At 60.2% G+C, this 19,532-nt stretch carries 19 protein-coding genes and 1 pseudogene; 9 read left to right on the plus strand and 11 right to left on the minus strand.

Annotated elements, in window-relative coordinates; genetic code table 11:
- The first annotated feature begins 98 nt into the window (after nucleotides 1-98).
- Together AC07UB_RS11035 and AC07UB_RS11040 are read left to right on the plus strand one after the other, a co-directional pair.
- Nucleotides 99-689: a hypothetical protein gene (locus tag AC07UB_RS11035; protein WP_494653005.1), complete on the plus strand. Its 591-nt coding sequence runs from the start codon at nucleotides 99-101 to the stop codon at nucleotides 687-689.
- Between the two features lie 126 nt (nucleotides 690-815).
- Nucleotides 816-1,397: a tyrosine-type recombinase/integrase gene (locus AC07UB_RS11040; protein WP_494653007.1), complete on the plus strand. Its 582-nt coding sequence runs from the start codon at nucleotides 816-818 to the stop codon at nucleotides 1,395-1,397.
- Between the two features lie 859 nt (nucleotides 1,398-2,256).
- On the opposite strand, the gene AC07UB_RS11045 is transcribed toward AC07UB_RS11040, so the two are convergent.
- From AC07UB_RS11045 to AC07UB_RS11060, 4 genes are all read right to left on the minus strand, one after another.
- The gene (locus AC07UB_RS11045) at nucleotides 2,257-3,084 is read right to left on the minus strand and encodes a class I SAM-dependent methyltransferase (protein ID WP_494653009.1); all 828 of its coding nucleotides are present in this window, start codon (nucleotides 3,082-3,084) and stop codon (nucleotides 2,257-2,259) included.
- Nucleotides 3,074-4,252: a DNA cytosine methyltransferase gene (locus AC07UB_RS11050; RefSeq protein ID WP_494653011.1), complete on the minus strand. Its 1,179-nt coding sequence runs from the start codon at nucleotides 4,250-4,252 to the stop codon at nucleotides 3,074-3,076. Before AC07UB_RS11050 ends, AC07UB_RS11045 begins: the two co-directional genes overlap by 11 nt.
- The gene (locus AC07UB_RS11055) at nucleotides 4,249-5,325 is read right to left on the minus strand and encodes a hypothetical protein (RefSeq protein ID WP_494653013.1); all 1,077 of its coding nucleotides are present in this window, start codon (nucleotides 5,323-5,325) and stop codon (nucleotides 4,249-4,251) included. Before AC07UB_RS11055 ends, AC07UB_RS11050 begins: the two co-directional genes overlap by 4 nt.
- Before the next feature lie 112 nt (nucleotides 5,326-5,437).
- Nucleotides 5,438-6,160 carry a hypothetical protein gene (locus tag AC07UB_RS11060; protein WP_494653015.1) on the minus strand — a complete coding sequence of 241 codons (723 nt, stop codon included), beginning with the start codon at nucleotides 6,158-6,160 and terminating at the stop codon, nucleotides 5,438-5,440.
- 151 nt (nucleotides 6,161-6,311) lie between these two features.
- On the opposite strand from AC07UB_RS11060, the pseudogene AC07UB_RS11065 reads away from it, so the two are divergent.
- From AC07UB_RS11065 to olsB, 4 genes and pseudogenes are all read left to right on the plus strand, one after another.
- A pseudogene (locus tag AC07UB_RS11065) lies at nucleotides 6,312-7,769 on the plus strand (YifB family Mg chelatase-like AAA ATPase); the annotation flags it as partial.
- 173 nt (nucleotides 7,770-7,942) lie between these two features.
- Nucleotides 7,943-8,407, plus strand: a complete 465-nt coding sequence (locus AC07UB_RS11070; RefSeq protein WP_492791452.1) for a hypothetical protein — start codon at nucleotides 7,943-7,945, stop codon at nucleotides 8,405-8,407.
- 136 nt (nucleotides 8,408-8,543) lie between these two features.
- Entirely contained in the window at nucleotides 8,544-10,799 is a 2,256-nt protein-coding gene (locus AC07UB_RS11075; protein ID WP_492791451.1) for an ATP-binding protein, read from the plus strand.
- A gap of 107 nt (nucleotides 10,800-10,906) precedes the next feature.
- Nucleotides 10,907-11,965 carry a l-ornithine N(alpha)-acyltransferase gene (gene olsB, locus AC07UB_RS11080; protein WP_492791450.1) on the plus strand — a complete coding sequence of 353 codons (1,059 nt, stop codon included), beginning with the start codon at nucleotides 10,907-10,909 and terminating at the stop codon, nucleotides 11,963-11,965.
- 74 nt (nucleotides 11,966-12,039) lie between these two features.
- On the opposite strand, the gene coaA is transcribed toward olsB, so the two are convergent.
- The 7 genes from coaA to hisB form a co-directional block, all read right to left on the minus strand.
- A complete protein-coding gene (gene coaA, locus AC07UB_RS11085; protein ID WP_492791449.1) occupies nucleotides 12,040-12,996 on the minus strand; it encodes a type I pantothenate kinase in 957 nt (318 codons plus the stop codon).
- 54 nt (nucleotides 12,997-13,050) lie between these two features.
- Nucleotides 13,051-13,374: a phosphoribosyl-ATP diphosphatase gene (locus tag AC07UB_RS11090; protein WP_492792736.1), complete on the minus strand. Its 324-nt coding sequence runs from the start codon at nucleotides 13,372-13,374 to the stop codon at nucleotides 13,051-13,053.
- 69 nt (nucleotides 13,375-13,443) lie between these two features.
- On the minus strand, nucleotides 13,444-14,220 hold the full coding sequence (hisF, locus tag AC07UB_RS11095) for an imidazole glycerol phosphate synthase subunit HisF (protein WP_492791448.1): 777 nt from the start codon (nucleotides 14,218-14,220) through the stop codon (nucleotides 13,444-13,446).
- Nucleotides 14,220-14,960 (minus strand): 1-(5-phosphoribosyl)-5-[(5-phosphoribosylamino)methylideneamino]imidazole-4-carboxamide isomerase, encoded by a 741-nt coding sequence (hisA, locus tag AC07UB_RS11100; RefSeq protein WP_494653018.1) that lies wholly within the window; start codon nucleotides 14,958-14,960, stop codon nucleotides 14,220-14,222. The genes hisF and hisA overlap by 1 nt, the downstream gene beginning before the upstream one ends.
- Nucleotides 14,957-15,607 (minus strand): imidazole glycerol phosphate synthase subunit HisH, encoded by a 651-nt coding sequence (hisH, locus tag AC07UB_RS11105; RefSeq protein ID WP_492791446.1) that lies wholly within the window; start codon nucleotides 15,605-15,607, stop codon nucleotides 14,957-14,959. Before hisH ends, hisA begins: the two co-directional genes overlap by 4 nt.
- A complete protein-coding gene (locus AC07UB_RS11110) occupies nucleotides 15,604-16,098 on the minus strand; it encodes a DUF2628 domain-containing protein (protein ID WP_492791445.1) in 495 nt (164 codons plus the stop codon). Before AC07UB_RS11110 ends, hisH begins: the two co-directional genes overlap by 4 nt.
- Before the next feature lie 119 nt (nucleotides 16,099-16,217).
- Nucleotides 16,218-16,811, minus strand: coding sequence for an imidazoleglycerol-phosphate dehydratase HisB (gene hisB / locus AC07UB_RS11115; protein ID WP_492791444.1), 594 nt, complete (start codon nucleotides 16,809-16,811; stop codon nucleotides 16,218-16,220).
- 195 nt (nucleotides 16,812-17,006) lie between these two features.
- Between hisB and hslV the strand changes: the two genes are divergently transcribed.
- The 3 genes from hslV (at nucleotide 17,007) to hslU (ending at nucleotide 19,532) form a co-directional block, all read left to right on the plus strand.
- Nucleotides 17,007-17,558 carry an ATP-dependent protease subunit HslV gene (gene hslV, locus AC07UB_RS11120; protein ID WP_492791443.1) on the plus strand — a complete coding sequence of 184 codons (552 nt, stop codon included), beginning with the start codon at nucleotides 17,007-17,009 and terminating at the stop codon, nucleotides 17,556-17,558.
- A complete protein-coding gene (locus AC07UB_RS11125; RefSeq protein WP_492791442.1) occupies nucleotides 17,555-18,166 on the plus strand; it encodes a DUF2585 domain-containing protein in 612 nt (203 codons plus the stop codon). The genes hslV and AC07UB_RS11125 overlap by 4 nt, the downstream gene beginning before the upstream one ends.
- A gap of 64 nt (nucleotides 18,167-18,230) precedes the next feature.
- Nucleotides 18,231-19,532 carry an ATP-dependent protease ATPase subunit HslU gene (gene hslU, locus AC07UB_RS11130; RefSeq protein ID WP_492791441.1) on the plus strand — a complete coding sequence of 434 codons (1,302 nt, stop codon included), beginning with the start codon at nucleotides 18,231-18,233 and terminating at the stop codon, nucleotides 19,530-19,532.

Below are 19,532 nucleotides of genomic sequence, written 5' to 3' on the forward strand. Positions count from 1 at the left end.
CGATGATTGAAGGAAGAGGTCATGTGCTGGAATAGTTTTTGGACTTCCATAGTACTGGCTTTTAGGGTCTTGAGCTATGACTCTGTCCGGAGGGTTTGATGGCGCTTCCTGATTCAACCGAGACAGAATCCACGCTAGTGCTCCGCGAGATCGTGGAAGAGATGGACCCAGAGCAAATGCTGGGCTGGCCCAGGCCGAACGATCAGGATTACGCGCTTTTTGGGAAGATCACCCACATCTACAGCGTCTTCGACTTTATCATTCGCTATATGGCGGAGACCATGGACGAGCAGGACATGTTTACGGAACCGTGGGCCGGAAAAACGCGAAAGCTCACGATGGCTCAGGTAGCCGAAGCAATACAATCATCTCCAATCTGGATCGGCTCAAACAGAGCTGCCCTTGAGGAAATAGAAGTGCACCGGCGCATCCGGAATCTCGTGGCTCACTTCGTCGTACGCCGCTTTCCCGAAGACGACGCCTATGTGTTCATGACGAAGAGCGCCGTTGATTTCCGCAGAGTCTACGGCAAGATGCCTGAAGGCATCGACTCTATGCTCTACGGCGTCCTAGATGCAGCGCAATTGCGTGAGTTGGTGCCGATCCTCGAGGGATTGCTGAAATGGGCAGCAAATGTGCTCAGCGACCTAGGTAAGCCTATCTCGTCCAGGGAGATGGAAGAGCGATAGAGATCCGACGAAGCGCTCGGGAAGGACTATAAATGCCGCGTTAGTGCCTGATCCGAGGAAGGCCACCTTCCGGTCTGCATTTCGGACCTCGCGCCATAGTATCTCCGAGTTCTGATCGGAGATACTATGCCCCTCAGTAAACAGGCGAAGACCTTGGCCCGCGACCAAGTCGAGGCCCTCCTGAGTTTCGTAGGCTCGCGTCGGAGCGCTCCCCGAAACGTCGCCATCTGTCTTCTCTCGGTTCGAGCCGGCCTTCGGGCTCATGAGATAGCCCACCTGACGTGGGACATGCTCTCGGACGCCTCCGGCGGCATCGGATCGGACATCCGGCTCGAAGACCGCGCCAGCAAGGGCCGCTCCGGTCGCGTCATCCCGATTAACCGGGAGCTTCGGGAGGCACTGTTGAAGTGGCGCACCGAACAAAAGCCGGTCTCGGAACACGTCGTCAGCACCGAGCGGTCGTCCCGGACGAGCGTCCAAGCGATCGTAAACATGTTCTTCCGATGGTACTCCGAGCTCCGGTTCGTTGGCTGCTCCTCCCACTCCGGGCGTCGGACCTTCATCACGAACGCGGCCCGGAAAATTTCGTCGGTAGGTGGATCGCTCCGGGACGTCCAGATGCTCGCCGGACATAGCGACCTCCGGATCACACAACGATACATCGACGGTGAGGCCGAGGCCCAGCGGCGGGTTGTCGAACTGGTTTGAAAATAAAAGTTTCGACCGGGGGGTTTTGATGACGCGCTTTTCCTAAGTACCGAGCAGATATTCTTGCCTTGAAGGACGGCCTCTAGGTGAAAAACTGCCCCATCGTTCCCCAGTGATCGCCTTCGAGCGGCATATGATCAGCTGCAATCAGAACGATGAGAGAAGCTTAACCTAATCAAACCCCAACTAATACGAATACAGGTCACAACCTTCGCAATGCCCCAACAATGTAACGAGAACTATTCACCGAATACCCTTCATCTAAAAGACCGCTTAACTTCAGGATTTTCCGAGATCATTGAGGACCGGGTTAAGACCGGCTGCTCATGCCACCTCATTACGATCCTGTTTGGCCAGTTATATGGCTCAAAGCCGAAACAAATTGACCAGATGAAGGATGCGATTCAGCGGGTCTACTCTACGTTTCTCACTCGCGTTCACAGGAAACCAAAATCGGCTCCGACCCACGAGTTGCCGTTCCTGATCGGAGCTTTGGACCTTCCGGTCTGCAAACTTAAGCGAGGTTCAACGCCCCTAGTTCGACCAAATGATGGGCTTCACTTTCACGGGGTTCTGATGGTCCCCCAGCCATCTCGGCTAAAAGACGAGGTGTCCGATCACTTCACGAAGCATCCGGCCCTGTATGGGGTCGGATCAACGAGCATCAACCGGATCGATGTTCGTCCCGTCACCCATGATAGAACCCAAGTGCTGGACTACGTTCTCAAGACTGTCGGTAACGGCAGACTGACGTACGATGATGCAATCGTCATCCTTCCCCGGTCAAAGTCCGAGCTTTAGTCAAAACCCAGCCTCCGCTTAGCGCAGGCTGGGTTTTTTGCACGCGGGCTTCCATTCCTCAGAACAACTCATCAAGCGGGCCAAACGGCGATTGCCGGATAGCAGCTCTCACTACGCGACGCGCCTTGTCCCACTTGTCATGACCCGCGTGTCCGGTTCGGATCAAGGGAGACTTGAAGGCGGTATCCGACAGAAGCGAGCTTGAGGCCTTGATCGCCAAGATGGCAATGAACGGGAAGTTCGTCCAAACCACCTGAAACTCCGCGAACCCCGCATCAAGAATAGCCTGCTCGAGTTCGTCCTGAGTCCATAGGACCATTTGTCCACGCAGCTTTCGTTCCTTCGATAGAACATCGCTTTCTGTAAAACCTCTCGACAGCTTGTGGTCGTAGAACGGGAAGGTCAGAGCGTCCTGGAGGCGAGATGTGCGAGCAAGGATCTTCTCCGCGATGAGAACCGCGCCGCCCTCAATCAGCCCGCCCTGCAGTTTCCTCAACAGCGGAAGTCGATCACCCTCCTTCAAAAACTGAAGGGTGAAAAAGCTGGTGACCAAAGAGCAGTTCTCATATCCCCCGAAGGTCCTCACGTCTTCAGTGAGGAAGTTTAGGCGTTCGGACCGATATTCATCCCAAGACCTACCGAATTCGCTCTCGATCTCGAGTCCTACGTAGGAAACATCGGCACGACCGGCGTTCTCCAAAGAAATCTCATACAAGGAGTTCCCTGTTGAGCATCCCAAGTCGATTACCTTAGTGCTCGGCCGCACGAAACGTCTCGAAAGTCCGACGCACTTCCTCATGAGATCGTCATATCCAGGGATGGAATCGCTAATGTGCTTCTGGAATGTGGGCGCCTGATCGCGGAATGAGAAATCGTCAACACTCATTTGCCACCCCGTAAGGTTCAAGTACATTCTCGTAGATGCTTTCAGCCAGCGCTGCTGTAAGCGGCGGTGGCACCATTCTGCAGATTCGTTCTGCCGCCTGAGATACCGTCCCGGTCAGGATGAAGTCGTCCGGAAGGCCAGAGAGCCGCTTCAACTCCGGAATTGTGAACTTTCGGTCGTGTAGCGGATGGCACACGCCCGTGAGGCCGTTCGGCTTTTGACCGGAGGCCGTCAACGTGGGTGCTGGCAAGTCCCACGATGTCCGGACGAGACTGAAGTGCTTGGTTTCACCCGGTGAAATATGAGCGAGCTTCGTGTTCTTCGCGGGCTCCTTGGGAAGTCGACGGATGAGACCAGCCAGCGAACTCATGCGGGCCGATTTAACATAGACCTGCATGTCCCGAGGAGACTGCTTCAAGCCCGTCAGCGCGTCACGGATCGTAGGAATATTGGCAGTCGGCTTTGGGAAAACCCGCTGCACGTCGTCGTCGGAATTAATGCCAACCTTATTCGCGACATCATGACGAACCCCGACAAGAAACGCTCTCCGTCGTTTTTGGGGAACGCCGTGCTCATGTGCCGACAGGATTCGCGCACTAGTAAAGTACCTGCCGCGAAGCCTGCGTCTTACCCCTTCAAAGATTTCTGATCCGGTTGTCAGTATTTGGGGCACGTTCTCCATGACAATAACTTTCGGATCAACTTCGAGCGCCAGCTCCGCGAAGTCATGCGCCAAAGTCGCGATGTGTTTTTGGCGAATGTCTGAATAAGCCCGCATGACGCCTTGGTCGCTAATGCCACTTCCGGCAGTGCTGAACTGGCAACAAGGCGGAGACCCATCGAGCAGGTCGATAACACCCCGTGCCGCCCCCGAATTGGTCAGAAACTGCGTAAGCGCGGTGCACGAATGCAGCAACTTCCGAATGTCGTCCGTATTCACGTGGCAATCAGGATAATTTGCCAGGTAAGTTCGCGCGGCCTCGGGGACGAACTCATTCGCCCCGAGAACCGTGCCGCCGGCAAGCCGATAGCCGGTGGAAGATCCTCCTCCACCTGAAAACGTGCTGATGACTGTGAACCCGCGAGTCGATGATCGGCGTCGAACATCACCCATACTGTACGGTTGATAGCCTGGGATCTTGTCGGCTTCCATGGTGACAGACATCATGCCGCTCCCTGAAGGCTCGGCTTGTCAGTCCAGACCGTGTCACTGGTGAGACATTGCCATCCGGAGGTTTGTTCGCTGGCGAATACGTGCAGACGCGCTGATGCGTCGGGCACCATCCTGTCTGCGAGTGCCTTCCCATCATGGCTTTCACCATCCCATGGATCGTTTATGACCGGCAATTCATGGGCGTGTGCTTTTGTGGCAATGATAGCAATTTTTGCTTCACTGATTTCAGCCGAGTGCGGCCGTTCAAGGAGATAGACCTTCTTCACGTACTTGAAGCCAGAGTACGGGAGGATGACGTCGATCATGATTGAGTAGTTTCGCAGCTCGGTCACACAAACGGCAACTGCGGTTTCCGCAACAAGCTCATTCACACGATAGGATGTGCTCAACGCGTCAGGCTCAGCGTACTCGTTCTGGAATCGTTTATTGTCCTTGACGGTCGGCGTGAGATACACGAGCTCGGCCTTTTTAGTAGCGTGCTCGGTGATCTGCTGAGGTGAAACGCTGATTTCGCGGTTCTCAGTCGCCACAGATTTCGCTTTGCCGCGCTTCAGCTCTTTCTTCTCCTCGTCGAGGAACTCTCGATTTACATCACCGTTTGCCTTTTCCAAGATGCCGATCAGCATTGAGATAGCGTTAGGGGCCCCCTCAATCTCCTTGAAAAGCTGCACGGCAGTGTAGCAAATCGTGTAACCCGGACTGAGTCGCGCCTTGATTTCCGGCGTGCGAAGAACCTCCGCATACTGACCGATCGTGCTCAGCTTTGAAATCTTAGGCGACTGCCCTTCTGCTCGCGCTTCCTCCTTGGAGAGGAATCCCCCTTCGACAAGAGCGTTGAAGAATCGTGTGCGCTCGGGCGATCCGGGAAGATAAACCTTCAGGGCGAAGTGGGAAATCTCACCGGCCTGAATGATTGCCTCGTTTCCAATCTGGATACATTCGAGCAGTGACTGAGCAATAGCCTCAGGCTCAGATGCTTGCAGCTTCGTGACGAAGCTCAGGACTGGAGCGCTATCCTGCTGTCCGAATGGAAGTTCGACCGATTTGACGTGTTTGGACTTTGACATTGCCGTTCTCCTTGTGCGGGCGGGATGCCCGGGAACGGCTGACCAAATTGCACATGGACAACGGGTTTGCAGCAACTACTCATGCGAGGAAATTCGACAGATTTCTGTCGAATTAAATTCCAACCCAATTTCCTGAAGCGGAGTCGTATCCATACCGGGAAAGGGCGTCATGATGGCCCGAGATGATGCGAGTAAGGGCGTACTCGATACTTCCGCCGGTTAGATTAGGATCTGCAATTTTTACGCATTCGACCACGAATCTATTCGTGGGACGGTTGAAGCCAGCCTTTGTTGAGCGCTTCAGGTGCGCTCCTCCGCTGGAATCCGCGTAAACGCCCACCAACCCGGAAATGAAGTTCTCCAAATTCATAAAGGATTTTCGTCCGCGCCGGGCGACCATTCGATCTTGAGCATCGCTGAGAATTTGATCGAGCTCGACGAGGCTCTGGAAACGCGTATTCAGATCTTTTTCGATCGGGCCGGTCCGGGATCCACTCGGTGTTAAACCAGCGCTAAAAAAAATCGGATCTTTGCTTAGTCTTTCTCCGTCGGCGAGAAGCTTCCGGATGGCGTTTCGCATACGAACGACGCGTCGCTTGCTGGTCAAAGAGCGCTGATCGCTAGCAGTTCTACCTCGATAATCCGCGATCAAATGAAGGATTCGATACCTTCCACGCTTAGAAATCGAAGGTGCCGCGATCAGAATTCTTTCCCAATCTTCTTTGCTTGTGCGGCCTCGAGGGTCGGGCGGGTCTAGGGCAAAATTCTTACGGAAGGTCAGTTTTCCATTCCGAATGAGGATGTTCGACTTTGTTCTACGTTCGAGCTTTGGCATTAGACTCATCGTTATCGCGCGACAGTTTTAATGGGTGAGGCCGCATATTCTCTGAATTTCGACAGCGCCAATTCTGTATTCAGCTATTCCACGAAAAGGATCATTCCAGCCATCCGCTTGTCGCATTCCCCCCGCAGCGTCTGGGTTAATTGTTCCTACGATCACCATTGTCGGCCTGCCGGACAAGGCCGTGTCCGAAGCCCGTGAGCGGGTGCGCTCGGCGCTGATTGCGTCGGGTCTTGCGCTGCCGGCGCGGCGAATCACGGTCAATCTCGCACCGGCGGATCTGCCCAAGGAAGGCAGTCACTACGATCTTCCCATCGCGCTCGGGCTGATGGCCGCCATCGGCGCAATCCCGCCTGACGCGCTGTCAGGCTTTACGGTCCTGGGCGAACTCGGTCTCGACGGATCGATCGCGCCCGTTGCGGGCGTGCTGCCGGCCGCCATGGGCGCCAACGCGCGCGACGAGGGATTGATCTGTCCCGCGGCCTGCGGCGCGGAAGCGGCATGGGCCAGCCCCGACATCCAGATCGTGGCGGCGGCATCGCTGATTCAGATCGCCAACCACTTCAAGGGCACGCAAGTCTTGTCGCGGCCCGAACCGAAAATCACCGAGCGGCAGATCGCATCGCTCGACCTTCGCGACATCAAGGGGCAGGAAAGCGCCAAGCGCGCGCTCGAAATCGCCGCGGCCGGCGGCCATCACCTGCTGATGATCGGATCGCCCGGCTCAGGCAAATCCATGCTCGCGGCAAGGTTGCCGTCGATCCTGCCGCCGCTGTCGCCGGCCGAACTGCTCGAGATTTCGATGATCGCGTCCGTTGCGGGCGAAATCGAAGGCGGCGCGCTGACGGCGCGGCGTCCGTTCCGCGCGCCGCATCACTCGGCCAGCATGGCTGCGCTAACCGGCGGCGGAATCCGCGCCAGGCCCGGCGAGATTTCGCTGGCGCATAATGGCGTTCTGTTTCTCGACGAGTTGCCGGAGTTCGACGCGCGAGTCCTGGATTCGCTGCGTCAGCCGCTGGAAAACGGCGAGGTCGCGGTGTCGCGCGCTAACCATCGCGTGACGTATCCGGCGCGCTTCATGCTGGTGGCGGCGATGAATCCCTGCCGCTGCGGTCACGCTTACGAACCCGGCTATTCCTGCAAGCGCGGCCGGATCGATCGCTGCACGGCGGATTATCAGGGACGCATTTCCGGCCCGCTGATGGACCGCATCGATCTGCGGATCGAAGTTCCGGCGGTCGCTGCCTCCGATCTGATTCTGCCCGCGCCTGCGGAAGGCTCTGCGGACGTCGCCGCGCGCGTCGCTGCGGCCCGCGCGATTCAAATCGCACGCTACGGCGCGTTGGGCCTGCCGCATATCCGCACCAACGCGGAAGCACCGGCTGCGATTTTGGAAGAGATCGCGCGGCCCGATGCGCCGGGACAAAAACTGTTGCGCGATGCCGCCGAGACCATGCGGCTGTCGGCGCGCGGCTATCACCGCGTGCTGCGGGTGGCGCGTACGCTTGCCGATCTCGATGGCGCGGACACCATCGGACGACTGCATCTCGCCGAGGCGCTATCCTATCGCGTGCTGGCGGAAGACCTGCGCCGCGCGGCCTGACGCCAAAACCGGTTCCAAGAACAGTTCCAAGAAACGCTTCCGTAACGATCTCTCTTTACACTTCAGGAACCATAAGCGGCCCTGTCGCGGCTGCTGTGGCGCATGATCCGGACCGCCGGTCAGGTGGTCCGCGCGATCCTGTCGTCGGGTCTTGTTGCTGTGAGTGGCGTTCCATGTTGCGTGTGAAAATTCTCGCCTCGGTCGTACCTTTGGTCCTTGCCGGCGTGGTGGCCGGCGGCGAGATCGTTCCGAGCGCGAGACCCTGCATCGCCCTCGGACGCGCCTCGATGCAGATCGCGACCGCGCCCTGGCAGAATCCCCTCCACGTCAGTTTCACCGACAATCCGGCACTTGCGACGGTGCGCGTGCAGATCGTCGACAGCCCCGAAATGGCCGACTTCACCGTGATCGACGACACCCGCACGGCCGACGACGAAAGCTGCGCCGTCACACCCGAGACGTCCTTCGTCAGCATCGCGGATCGCGTCTCCGCGTCGGAACCGGTGATTTACCTGTCGGAAAACGCCGGTGCGGATTACCGGATCTTCGTGCAATCGCGGACCTTCAGCGCGCGCGACGCCGCAGCACTTGTGGTAAGCGCGGGCCGCCGCACGCATCTGGCCGATAGCGCGACGTAATCTCTCGTTAACGTCTCGTTAGCCACGTTTGTATCGGCGCCGACGATCCGCCGGCGCTTCAAACACTTCGAAACATCCTGAACACATTCTTCCGCCGACCGGCCAGACGCGCCTTCCAACAGCGGAGCGGACAACCATGCTGCGGGCTTTACGCATCCGATCGCGACTCCGCCGTCTGGCGCGCCGATATCCTCGAATCAGTTTCATCATCCGCTCCTTCATGATCTTCTCCGCCACCTTCGGCGGGGCTTACGGCTTCATGTCGGGAAGCCGGGGCGAGTCGTCGGGCTACGATCCCCAGGCTTTCGCTATCGGCGCGAGCTTTCTGTTCGCGCTGGCTTGTCTTGCGCTCGCGACGCTGAGCATGCGGATGCGCTGGCTGCGAAAGAAGATGCGCAAGATCGAGATGCACAATGAAGCGCTGGCCGATCGCAACTGGGAACTGAAGGGTTCGGAGGAGCACGCGCGCAGTCTATTCGAATCCCAAAGCGACCTGATCGTCCTGCGCGACAGCGACGGCCTTATCACGTCGGTCAACGACGCCTATTGCACGCTCGCCAACAAGCCGCGGAGTGTCCTGATCGGCACGCGCTTCACGCTGCCGGTATTGGAACAAGGCGCTGCAGCCGTCGAGCCGAACGGAACGCGGGTTCACGACCAGAAGATCGACAGCCCCCTCGGCCCGCGATGGATCGCCTGGCGGGAAGGCCTGATTCGCAGCGACGCCAACCGGCCCGCCGACGTGCAGTGCGTCGGCCGCGACGTGACGGACCGCGCCGAGACCGAGCGTGCGCTTGCCGAAGCGCGCGACCTCGCAAACACGGCGAACCGGGCGAAATCGAAATTCCTCGCCATGGCGTCGCATGAAATCCGCACGCCGCTGAACGGCATCATCGGCATGAGCAACCTGCTGCTCGACACGCCGCTGACGGCGGAACAAGTCACCTATGCAAAGGCCGTGAAGACCTCCGGCGACGCCTTGATGGCGCTGATCGACGAGTTGCTGGATTTTTCCAAGATCGAGGCCGGCAAGATCGATCTAGAACATCGTCCGTTTGCGCTGGCCGCGATGATCGAGGAAATCACCGAACTGCTCGCGCCGCGCGCGCAGGCACGCAGCCTTGAGATCGCGTCCTATGTCGACGAGCGCGTGCCGCAGACTGTCGTTGGCGACGCCGCGCGCCTGCGGCAGGTGTTGCTCAATCTGGCAGGCAACGCCATCAAGTTCACGCCCGCGGGTGGTGTCGCCCTGATCGTCGAACCCGGAATCTGGCCCGGTGAAATCAGCTTCCTCGTGCGTGACACCGGGATCGGCATTGCGCCCGAAGCGCAGCAACGGATCTTCCGCGAGTTCGAGCAGGCATCCGACGGCACCGCGCGCAACTACGGCGGCACCGGGCTTGGACTCAGCATCAGCGACCGCATCGTCCGGCGCATGGGCGGACGCATCACGCTGGAGAGCGCCGAGGGCGACGGCGCGACCTTTGAATTCTCGATTCCGCTCGTGGCCGATCAGGGCGACAGCATCCCGGCATTCCACGCGCCGGACCTTGCGAACAAATCGGTCATGCTGGTCGGGCCGCAGACCATCGAAGCCTCGTTGATCGCGCGGCGTCTGGAGCGATGGGGGGCGCAGACCTGCACGGTGGCGGATGCCTCCATCGCCATTGCCTTGCTGCCCGAGCGGTCGTGGCACGCCATTCTCGTGGATTGCATGAGCGGCGACGCGCAGATGCAGGAACTGGGCGAGGCGGCGATGCGCCATGCGACCCACCGGATCGCGATGTTCACCCCGGCGGCGCGGCGCAGCATCGCGCCATCGATGATGGCGCTGTTCACCGGCTATCTCGTGAAGCCGTTGCGCGCGGCTTCGCTCGCCGAGCGATTGACGGCTGCAGGCGCGGCACTTGTGCCGGAGTTGCCCGAGGGCGAGGTGCAACTGGCGGACGCGCCTGAATTCCCCACGTCCCGCAATGCATCGTCAGGCATGCTTTCCATTCTTGTCGCCGAAGACAACGAGATCAACGCGCTGCTGATCCGTTCGCTGCTGACACGTCTCGGTCATCGCCCCGTCATCACTACCGATGGCGAACAGGCCCTTGAATCGTGGCTCGCCGCGGACAGCGCCGGCGCGCCCTACGATGTGGTGCTGATGGACGTCCAGATGCCGAAGCTCGACGGCATCGCCGCGACCAAGCGAATTCGCGCGCATGAGGCGGGCCGCAGTTCACGGCGAACCACGATTCTGGCGCTGACAGCGAACACGCTGGTGGACGATCGCTATGCATGTTTCGAAGCGGGAATGGATGGCTTTCTCGTCAAGCCGCTCGATCGCGACAAGCTGACGGATGCGCTGGCGGCGCTTCCCGCGTCGCGGACAATCGCCGCGTAAGCGCGGCCGCGCAGCGGCCGTCGATGTCATAAATCCGTATCACGACCGTGATTATTGATGCGTCAGGCCGCGCTTGGCGAATCAATGCGCGCGGCCGCGAGGACGCCATGGACGGCAACAAACCGGCTGGCACGACGCCGGATGTCACTGCAAGATTGACCGCACGCCAGCCGCTTGAGCGTGTTGCCGCTCAAAACCCGCTTGATGCATTTCGCCGACATGCGCTGGTCCAGATGCTCCGGCCCCGCAATGCGAAGTCGGCGGCATCGGCCGCTGCGACATGGCTGATGCCGAACCTGCTGCACGCAAGCCTGCGCGGCGACGCCATTCCGAATATTCTGCCGGCGCTGCAACCACCGTCACCGTCGCTCGGCAGAATCGGCTCGCTTGAAGTGCGCCTCGCGCAAACCAAGGGCGATGTGAAGCGCGCGCAGAAGCTGCGCTACAAGGTGTTCTATAAGGACGGCTCCGCAATTGCCGACGCCGCGACCATGCTCGCGCAGCGCGACAAAGATGCGTTCGACAAGATCTGCGATCACCTGCTGGTCATCGACCATGCGGCCAAGCCGACCCTGAGCGGCAAGCAGCCGGTGGTCGGCACCTATCGCCTGTTACGCCAGGACGCCGCCGAAAAGCATGGCGGTTTCTACACCGCCGACGAGTTCGACATTTCAGGCCTGATGGAACGGCAGGCCGGATTGAAATTTCTCGAGCTCGGCCGCTCCTGCGTGCTGCCGCCCTACCGCACCAAGCGCACCGTCGAGCTTTTGTGGCATGGCGTGTGGAGTTATGTGCGCCGGCATAATCTCGATGTCATGATCGGATGCGCGAGCTTCGAGGGCACCGACCCCGATCGCCTCGCGCTGCCGCTGTCGTTCCTGCATCACTTCGCCTCGGCCCCCGAAGGCTGGCGCGCCAGCGCACATGCCTCGCGCCGCGTCGAGATGAACCGGATCGCGAAGGACAATATCGACACCAAGGCGGCGCTGCGCATGTTGCCGCCACTCATCAAGGGCTATCTGCGGGTCGGCGCGTTCGTCGGCGACGGCGCGGTGATCGATCATCAGTTCGGCACCACCGACGTATTGATCATGATGCCGGTGTCGGCGATCAGCGGGCGCTATCTCGATCATTTCGGCATTGACGCCACGCGTCACGCCGCATGATCCCGAAAGGTGGAACCGGTTTTCGGAACAGACCATACTGAAATAAAGCGACGCGACGAACTCGGTGTCGCGCTCTACAACCGCCGCAACTGAACCGTCTCGATGATGTGGTCGCTGCCCTTTTTCAGGATAAGCGTCGCGCGCGGACGGGTCGGCAGAATATTTTCCTCGAGGTTGACGAGGTTGATCGTCGTCCAGAGCGACAGCGCCTTTTCGGTCGCTTCCTTGTCGGAGAGTTTTGCGTACCGGTTGAAGTAGGACCGCTCGTCACGGAACGCCGTGTCGCGCAGGGTCAGAAAGCGCTCCACATACCATTCACGCAGGATCGGCTCCTCCGCATCGATATAGACCGAGAAGTCGAAGAAGTCCGACACGTAGGGAATGGCCTTGCCGTCGCGCGGCAAGCGTCCGGTCTGCAACACATTCACGCCTTCGACGATCAGGATGTCGGGCCGGTCGATCTCGACGCCCTCGTTTGGAATGATGTCGTAAGTCAAATGCGAATAAACCGGGGCGCGGACAGGGCGCCGTCCGGCCTTGATGTCGGAAAGAAAGCTCAGCAGCGCAGGAAGATCGTAGCTTTCGGGAAAGCCCTTCTTCTGCATCAGGCCTTCACGTTCCAGAATCTCGTTCGGAAACAGGAAGCCGTCCGTGGTGACGAGATCGACCTTGGGCCGCGGCGACCAGCGCGCCAACAGTGCCTGCAGCACGCGCGCGGTGGTGGACTTTCCGACCGCCACCGATCCCGCGACGCCGATGATGTAGGGCATCTTGCGGTCTTCGATGCCGAGAAAGTGGCGCTGCGCCACGAACAGCCGCTGCGCCGCGGCGACATAGAACGACAGCAGGCGTGACAGCGGCAGATAGATTTCCTCGACCTCCTTGATGTCGAGGCGGTCATGCATCGAATGCATCCGCGCGATTTCCTCGGCGGTCAGCGTCATCGGCATGTCGTCGCGCAACGCGGCCCACTGCGCGCGCGAGAAAACGCGATAGGGATTGTACTGAACCGGTTCGGCTCTCACATCCATGAGCCATTTCCTCCTGCCCGGCCCGCGCGCGTCCCTGCGCCGGCCGGAAATGTTTCACTCGCGCCTACGCGCCGCTTTCTCTTCAAGTCCCGACATCTGCGTCCGCTGCGCCAGCACGTCTTCAACTTCCGCAAGGGTAATGCCGCGCGACTTCAGCAGCACCAGAAGGTGGAAGACCAGATCGGCGCTCTCAGCAATCAGATGGTCGCGGTTATTCTCGACGGCGGCGATGACGGTTTCGACCGCCTCCTCGCCCAGTTTCTTGGCGCAATGATCGGTGCCCTTGTCGAGCAACTTGCGGGTATACGACGCCTCACCTCCGGAAGCCGCGCGGGCGTCGATGGTGGCTGCCAAGTCGTGGATCGTGAAACGGGTCATCATCGGCTTCTATCAGGTCCAGCTCCGGCCGGGGAGCGCAAAGTGTTGAGCGGATTCAGGTATTTGGAATTAGGTATCCAGGCGCATCGGCAGCCCGGCGCGGACCATATGGTCCTTGGCCTGCCGGATGGTGAATTCGCCAAAATGGAAGATCGACGCGGCCAGCACAGCGGTCGCGTGGCCCTCGCGAATGCCCGCCACCAAATGATCGAGATTGCCGACGCCGCCCGAGGCGATGACAGGAACCTTCACGCTATCGGAAATGGCGCGGGTCAGCGGAATATCGAAACCTTGCCGCGTGCCGTCGCGATCCATCGAGGTCAAAAGGATTTCGCCCGCGCCCAGCGAGACCACTTCCTGCGCGTATTCGATGGCGTCGATACCCGTGGAGTTGCGCCCGCCGTGGGTGAATATCTCCCAGCGCGACCCGCCGCCGGCGCGTTTGACGCTCTTGGCGTCGATAGCGACGACGATGCATTGGTCGCCGAATTTCTCCGCCGCCTCTTTCACGAACTCACGCCGGCTGACCGCCGCCGAGTTGATCGAGACCTTGTCGGCGCCGTAGTTCAGCAACGTGCGGATGTCGTCCACGGTACGCACGCCGCCGCCGACGGTCAGCGGCATGAAGCAGGCTTCCGCGGTACGGCGGACCACGTCGAGAATAGTGCCGCGGTTCTCATGAGTCGCGGTGATGTCGAGGAAGCAAAGTTCATCCGCCCCCGCCGCGTCATAGGCAATCGCTGCCTCGACGGGATCACCGGCGTCGCGCAGATCGACGAAGTTGACGCCCTTGACGACACGGCCGTCCTTGACGTCGAGACAGGGAATGACGCGAACCTTGAACATCAGGCAGCCGCCCGTGCGTTGCGAATGAGCTTCAATGCCTCGGCCGGATCGATGCGCCCGTCGTACAGCGCGCGGCCCGAGATCGCGCCTTCGAGTTTTTTGGCGCGCGGCTCCAGCAGCGCCTTCACATCGTCGATGGACGCGAAACCGCCTGACGCGATCACCGGAATAGAGATCGCTTCAGCCAGCGCAATGGTCGCATCGAGGTTGAGGCCCTTGAGCAATCCGTCGCGCGCGATGTCGGTGAAGATGATCGCCGCGACTCCGGCATCCTCAAAGCGCTGAGCTATTTCCAAAGCAGTGACGGTCGAGGTTTCCGCCCAGCCCTCGACCGCGACCTTGCCGTCGCGCGCATCGAGACCCACCGCAACCCGGCCCGGAAATTTCTTCGCGGCTTCCTTCACCAGCGCTGGATCGCGCACGGCTGCGGTGCCGATGATGACGCGGCGGATGCCCTTGCCGAGCCAGGCTTCAATGGTTGCGAGATCGCGAATGCCGCCGCCGAGCTGCACCGGGAATTTCACAACCTTCAACATGCTCTCGACAGCTTGCGCATTCACCGGCTTGCCGGCAAACGCGCCGTCAAGGTCGACCACGTGAAGGTACTCAAAGCCCTGCGTCTCGAAGGTTTTGGCCTGCGCGGCCGGATCGAGGTTGAACACGGTTGCGCGCGCCATGTCGCCCTGTTCGAGGCGGACGCATTGGCCGTTCTTGAGATCGATAGCGGGAAATAGAATCACGGCTTCCACTTCAGAAAATTTGAAATCAGGGCGAGACCGAAGCGCTGGCTTTTCTCGGGGTGAAACTGCGTGCCGATGGCGGTGTCTTTGCCGACAATCGCCGTCACCGGTCCGCCGTAGTCGGCCCGCGCGATGACGTCCGCTTCGTTCACCGCGTTGAGGTGATACGAGTGCACGAAATAAGCGTGGCGGCCTTTGTCTCCCAACGGCAACCGCTCAAGCACCGGATGTTCTCGCACCAGATCGAGCGTGTTCCATCCCATGTGCGGGATTTTCAGGTTCTCTTCGTTCGGCGAAATCTTCACCACATCGCCCGCGATCCAGTCGAGGCCCGGCGTGGTGACGTATTCCTTGCCCTGCGTCGCCATCAGTTGCATCCCGACGCAGATTCCGAAAAAGGGTCTGGCCTTGTCGCGCACCGCTTCCGTCATCGCCTCGACCATGCCGTTCAGCGAATCGAGGCCTTTGCGGCAATCTGCGAATGCGCCGACGCCGGGCAAAACAATGCGATCGGCGCGGAACACCGTGTCGGGATCGCGGGTCACGACAATCTTTTGCGGCTGCTCCATCCCGCGCGTCGCGCGCTCGAAGGCCTTCGCCGCCGAGTGCAGATTGCCTGAGCCGTAGTCGATGATGGCAACGCTCAACGCGGCGCTCCGGGTTCGGGAAACAGGCCGATCACGCCGTGCTGCGGCTGCGCCAGCGATGCGCGAGGCAGAGGCGGCGGCGAAGCAGTTACGTTGCGCGCTGTCTTTGCATTCCAGCGCTCGAAGAAGCGCCGTTCGGCGGCTTCTTCCGAATCTGCCGTCACAATATCGAGCTGACGCCATTTGCCCCGCGACAGCTTCCAGCGGCGCAGCGATCCGGCCTCGAGCCCGACCAGCAGCGCAAACACAGCCATCACCAGAAGCCGCGCGCCGGACCCGATGCCGAGCGCCGACAACGCAATTTCAGCGGCAACCGAAATCACCACATAGCCAAGCAGCGCCAGCCAGAGCCGGTGCCAAATCAGCCAGAGGATCGCAGCGACGAAAGCCCAAAAGTAAAATCCGTCACGCACGAACACCAGCTTGTCCGGCACCGTGCGAACATCGTTGCCGTAATAGCTCGCCGGAGCGTGAACCGTGTAAATCGCCATTGATCGTTCTCCGGAACCTCGTTCGGGTCCGATCTGCAAATTCGACTTACAGATCGGGCTTCGGCCCTGGGTTCAAAAGTGAACGGCAGTGCATGACCGGCATGCGCTGCGTTTAAGAGTTAGCCGCCGAGCTGGCCCTTGGTGGAAGGCACCTCGCCCGCAGCACGCGGATCGATCGCGACCGCCGCGCGCAACGCACGCGCGAGGCCCTTGAAGCATGACTCGGCGATATGGTGATTGTTCTCACCATACAGCGTCTCAACATGCAGCGTGACGCCGGCATTGATCGCGAAGGCGTTGAACCACTCGCGCACCAGCTCGGTATCGAATTCGCCGATCTTGTCGCGCGGGAACTCCGCCTTGAACACCAGTACAGGCCGCCCCGAAATATCGATCACGACACGCGACAGCGTCTCGTCCATCGGCATGTGGATGCTGGCATAGCGGGTGATGCCCTTCATGTCGCCGAGCGCCTGCTTCACAGCCTGCCCGAGCGCGATGCCGACATCTTCCGTCGTGTGATGGTAATCGATGTGGAGATCACCGTCGGCCTGCACGGTGATATCGATGCGCGAATGCCGCGCCAGCAGGTCCAGCATATGATCGAAGAATCCGATCCCGGTCGCGATGTTGGATATGCCGGTGCCGTCCAGATTGACCGACACCATGATGTCGGTTTCCTTGGTCTTGCGCTTGATGGTGGCCGTGCGCATGAAAAGTGCTCTCCGAACGCCTCAGAACTCTGGAAAAGAGCGTCCTTTTAACAGGCGTATGACGCCTTCGCTACTGCGGGATGGGGCGAATTTCGCCTGAGTTTTCAGATATGGTGACCGGAATTCAGTATGGCCACCGGTCATTTGCATCCGGTCCCGCGCGTGCCTAGATCAGGGAAGTTAACAGAGGTCTCCATGCAAGCATCACAGCCCGAAATCTGGCACGGCACGACGATTCTCACGGTCCGTAAGGGCGGAAAGGTGGTCATCGGCGGCGACGGGCAGGTCTCCATTGGCCAGACGGTCATCAAATCCAACGCCAAAAAGGTCCGCAAGCTCGGCAAGGGCGACGTCATCGGCGGGTTCGCCGGGGCAACGGCTGACGCTTTCACCTTGTTCGAGCGGCTGGAAAGCAAGCTCGAGCAGTATCCGGGCCAGTTGACCCGCGCCGCGGTCGAACTCGCGAAGGACTGGCGCACGGATCGCTATCTGCGCCGCCTCGAAGCCATGATGATCGTCGCCGACAAGGACGTTTCGCTAGTGCTGACCGGAACCGGCGACGTACTGGAGCCGGAGCATGGCGTGATGGCGATCGGCTCCGGTGGCAATTATGCGCTGGCTGCCGCGCGCGCCCTGGCGGATTCCGACAAGGATGCCGAGACCATCGTGCGCCGCGCGCTCGACATTGCCGCCGACATTTGCGTCTACACCAATCGCAATGTCACGATCGAAACGCTGACCGCATGAGCACCACGGCGGACCAGGCGGCTTCATCTGCGAGGTCGGGGCTGTCGCCGCGCCAGGGATTCATCATCGCGGCATCGCTGCTTCTGTTGCAGGCGGCCATCCTTTACGGCATGGGCCGCGTGCCGATCTGTACCTGCGGATACGTCAAACTTTGGCACGGCGTGGTGCTGAGTTCGGAGAACTCGCAGCACATCGCCGACTGGTACACGTTCTCCCATATCATTCACGGCTTCCTGTTCTACGGCCTGACATGGCTGCTGCTACCGCGCGTGTCATGGATTGCACGTCTTCTGATCGCGATGCTGATCGAAGGCGGCTGGGAGCTGCTGGAAAACTCCCCGCTCATCATCGAGCGCTATCGCGCGGGAACGATCTCGCTCGACTATTACGGCGACAGCATCGTCAATTCGCTATCCGACACGCTGGCGATGATCGCCGGCTTCATCGCCGCGCGAAAATTGCCGTTGATCGCGACGGTGCTGATCGCGATCGTGTTCGAAATCGCCGTCGGCCTGCACATCCGCGACAACCTGACGCTGAACATCATCATGCTGATCCACCCGTTCGATGCGATCCGGCAATGGCAGGGCGGCCCGCCGATCATCTAGTGATCCGGTTCTGACACTCGTATCACCGCTTGCCGTTCGACCCATTCAACAATAGCTAAGAGCCATGACAGACTTTTCTCCCCGCGAAATCGTTTCCGAACTCGACCGCTTCATCGTTGGCCAGTCCGACGCCAAGCGCGCGGTCTCCATCGCGCTGCGTAATCGCTGGCGGCGGCAGCAACTGACCGGATCGCTGCGCGAAGAAGTGCTGCCGAAAAACATCCTGATGATCGGGCCCACCGGCGTCGGCAAGACCGAGATCGCGCGGCGGCTGGCGCGGCTTGCCAATGCACCCTTCCTCAAGGTCGAAGCCACCAAGTTTACTGAGGTCGGCTACGTCGGCCGCGACGTCGAACAGATCGTCCGCGATCTGGTGGAGGTCGCGATCCTGCAAACCCGCGAACGCAAGCGCAAGGACGTGCAGGCACGCGCGCAACTCGCCGCCGAGGAACGCGTGCTCGATGCGCTGGTCGGCGCAAACTCAAGTGCCGCGACGCGCGATTCGTTTCGCAGGAAGCTGCGCTCGGGCGAACTGAACGACAAGGAAATCGAGATCGAGACGCAGTCGTCCGGCGGCGCACCGATGTTCGAGATTCCCGGCATGCCCGGCGCGCAGATCGGCGCGATCAACATCGGCGACATTTTCGGCAAGATGGGCGGGCGCACCAAGACGCGACGGCTGACCGTTGCGGATTCCCACGAGCTGCTGGTCAACGAGGAAAGCGACAAGCTGCTCGACAGCGACCAGCTCACGCAGGAAGCCATCCAGGCGGTGGAAAACAACGGCATCGTCTTTCTCGACGAAATCGACAAGATCTGCGTGCGCGAGGGCGCGCGGGTCGGCGACGTGTCGCGCGAGGGCGTGCAGCGCGATCTGCTGCCGCTGATTGAAGGCACCACCGTCTCCACCAAGCACGGCGCAGTGAAGACGGACCACATCCTGTTCATCGCGTCCGGCGCGTTCCACATCGCCAAGCCCTCGGACCTGCTGCCGGAATTGCAGGGCCGCCTGCCGATCCGCGTCGAATTGCAGGCGCTGACTCGCGACGACATGCGCAGGATCCTGACCGAGCCGGAAGCGTCTCTCATCAAGCAGTATGTGGCGCTGATGCTGACCGAAGGCGTCACGCTCGACATCACCGACGACGCCATCGACGCGCTGGCCGATGTCGCGGTCGCGGTGAACTCAACCATCGAGAATATCGGCGCGCGGCGCTTGCAGACCGTGATGGAGCGGGTGCTGGACGAGATTTCATTCGTCGCGCCCGACCGCAATGGCGAGACCATTCGCATCGACGCCGATTATGTGAAGGCGCATGTCGGGGATCTGGCGAAGAACGCGGATCTCAGCCGGTTTATTTTGTAG

It is taken from the genome of Afipia sp. GW821-FHT04G03, from assembly GCF_059419985.1.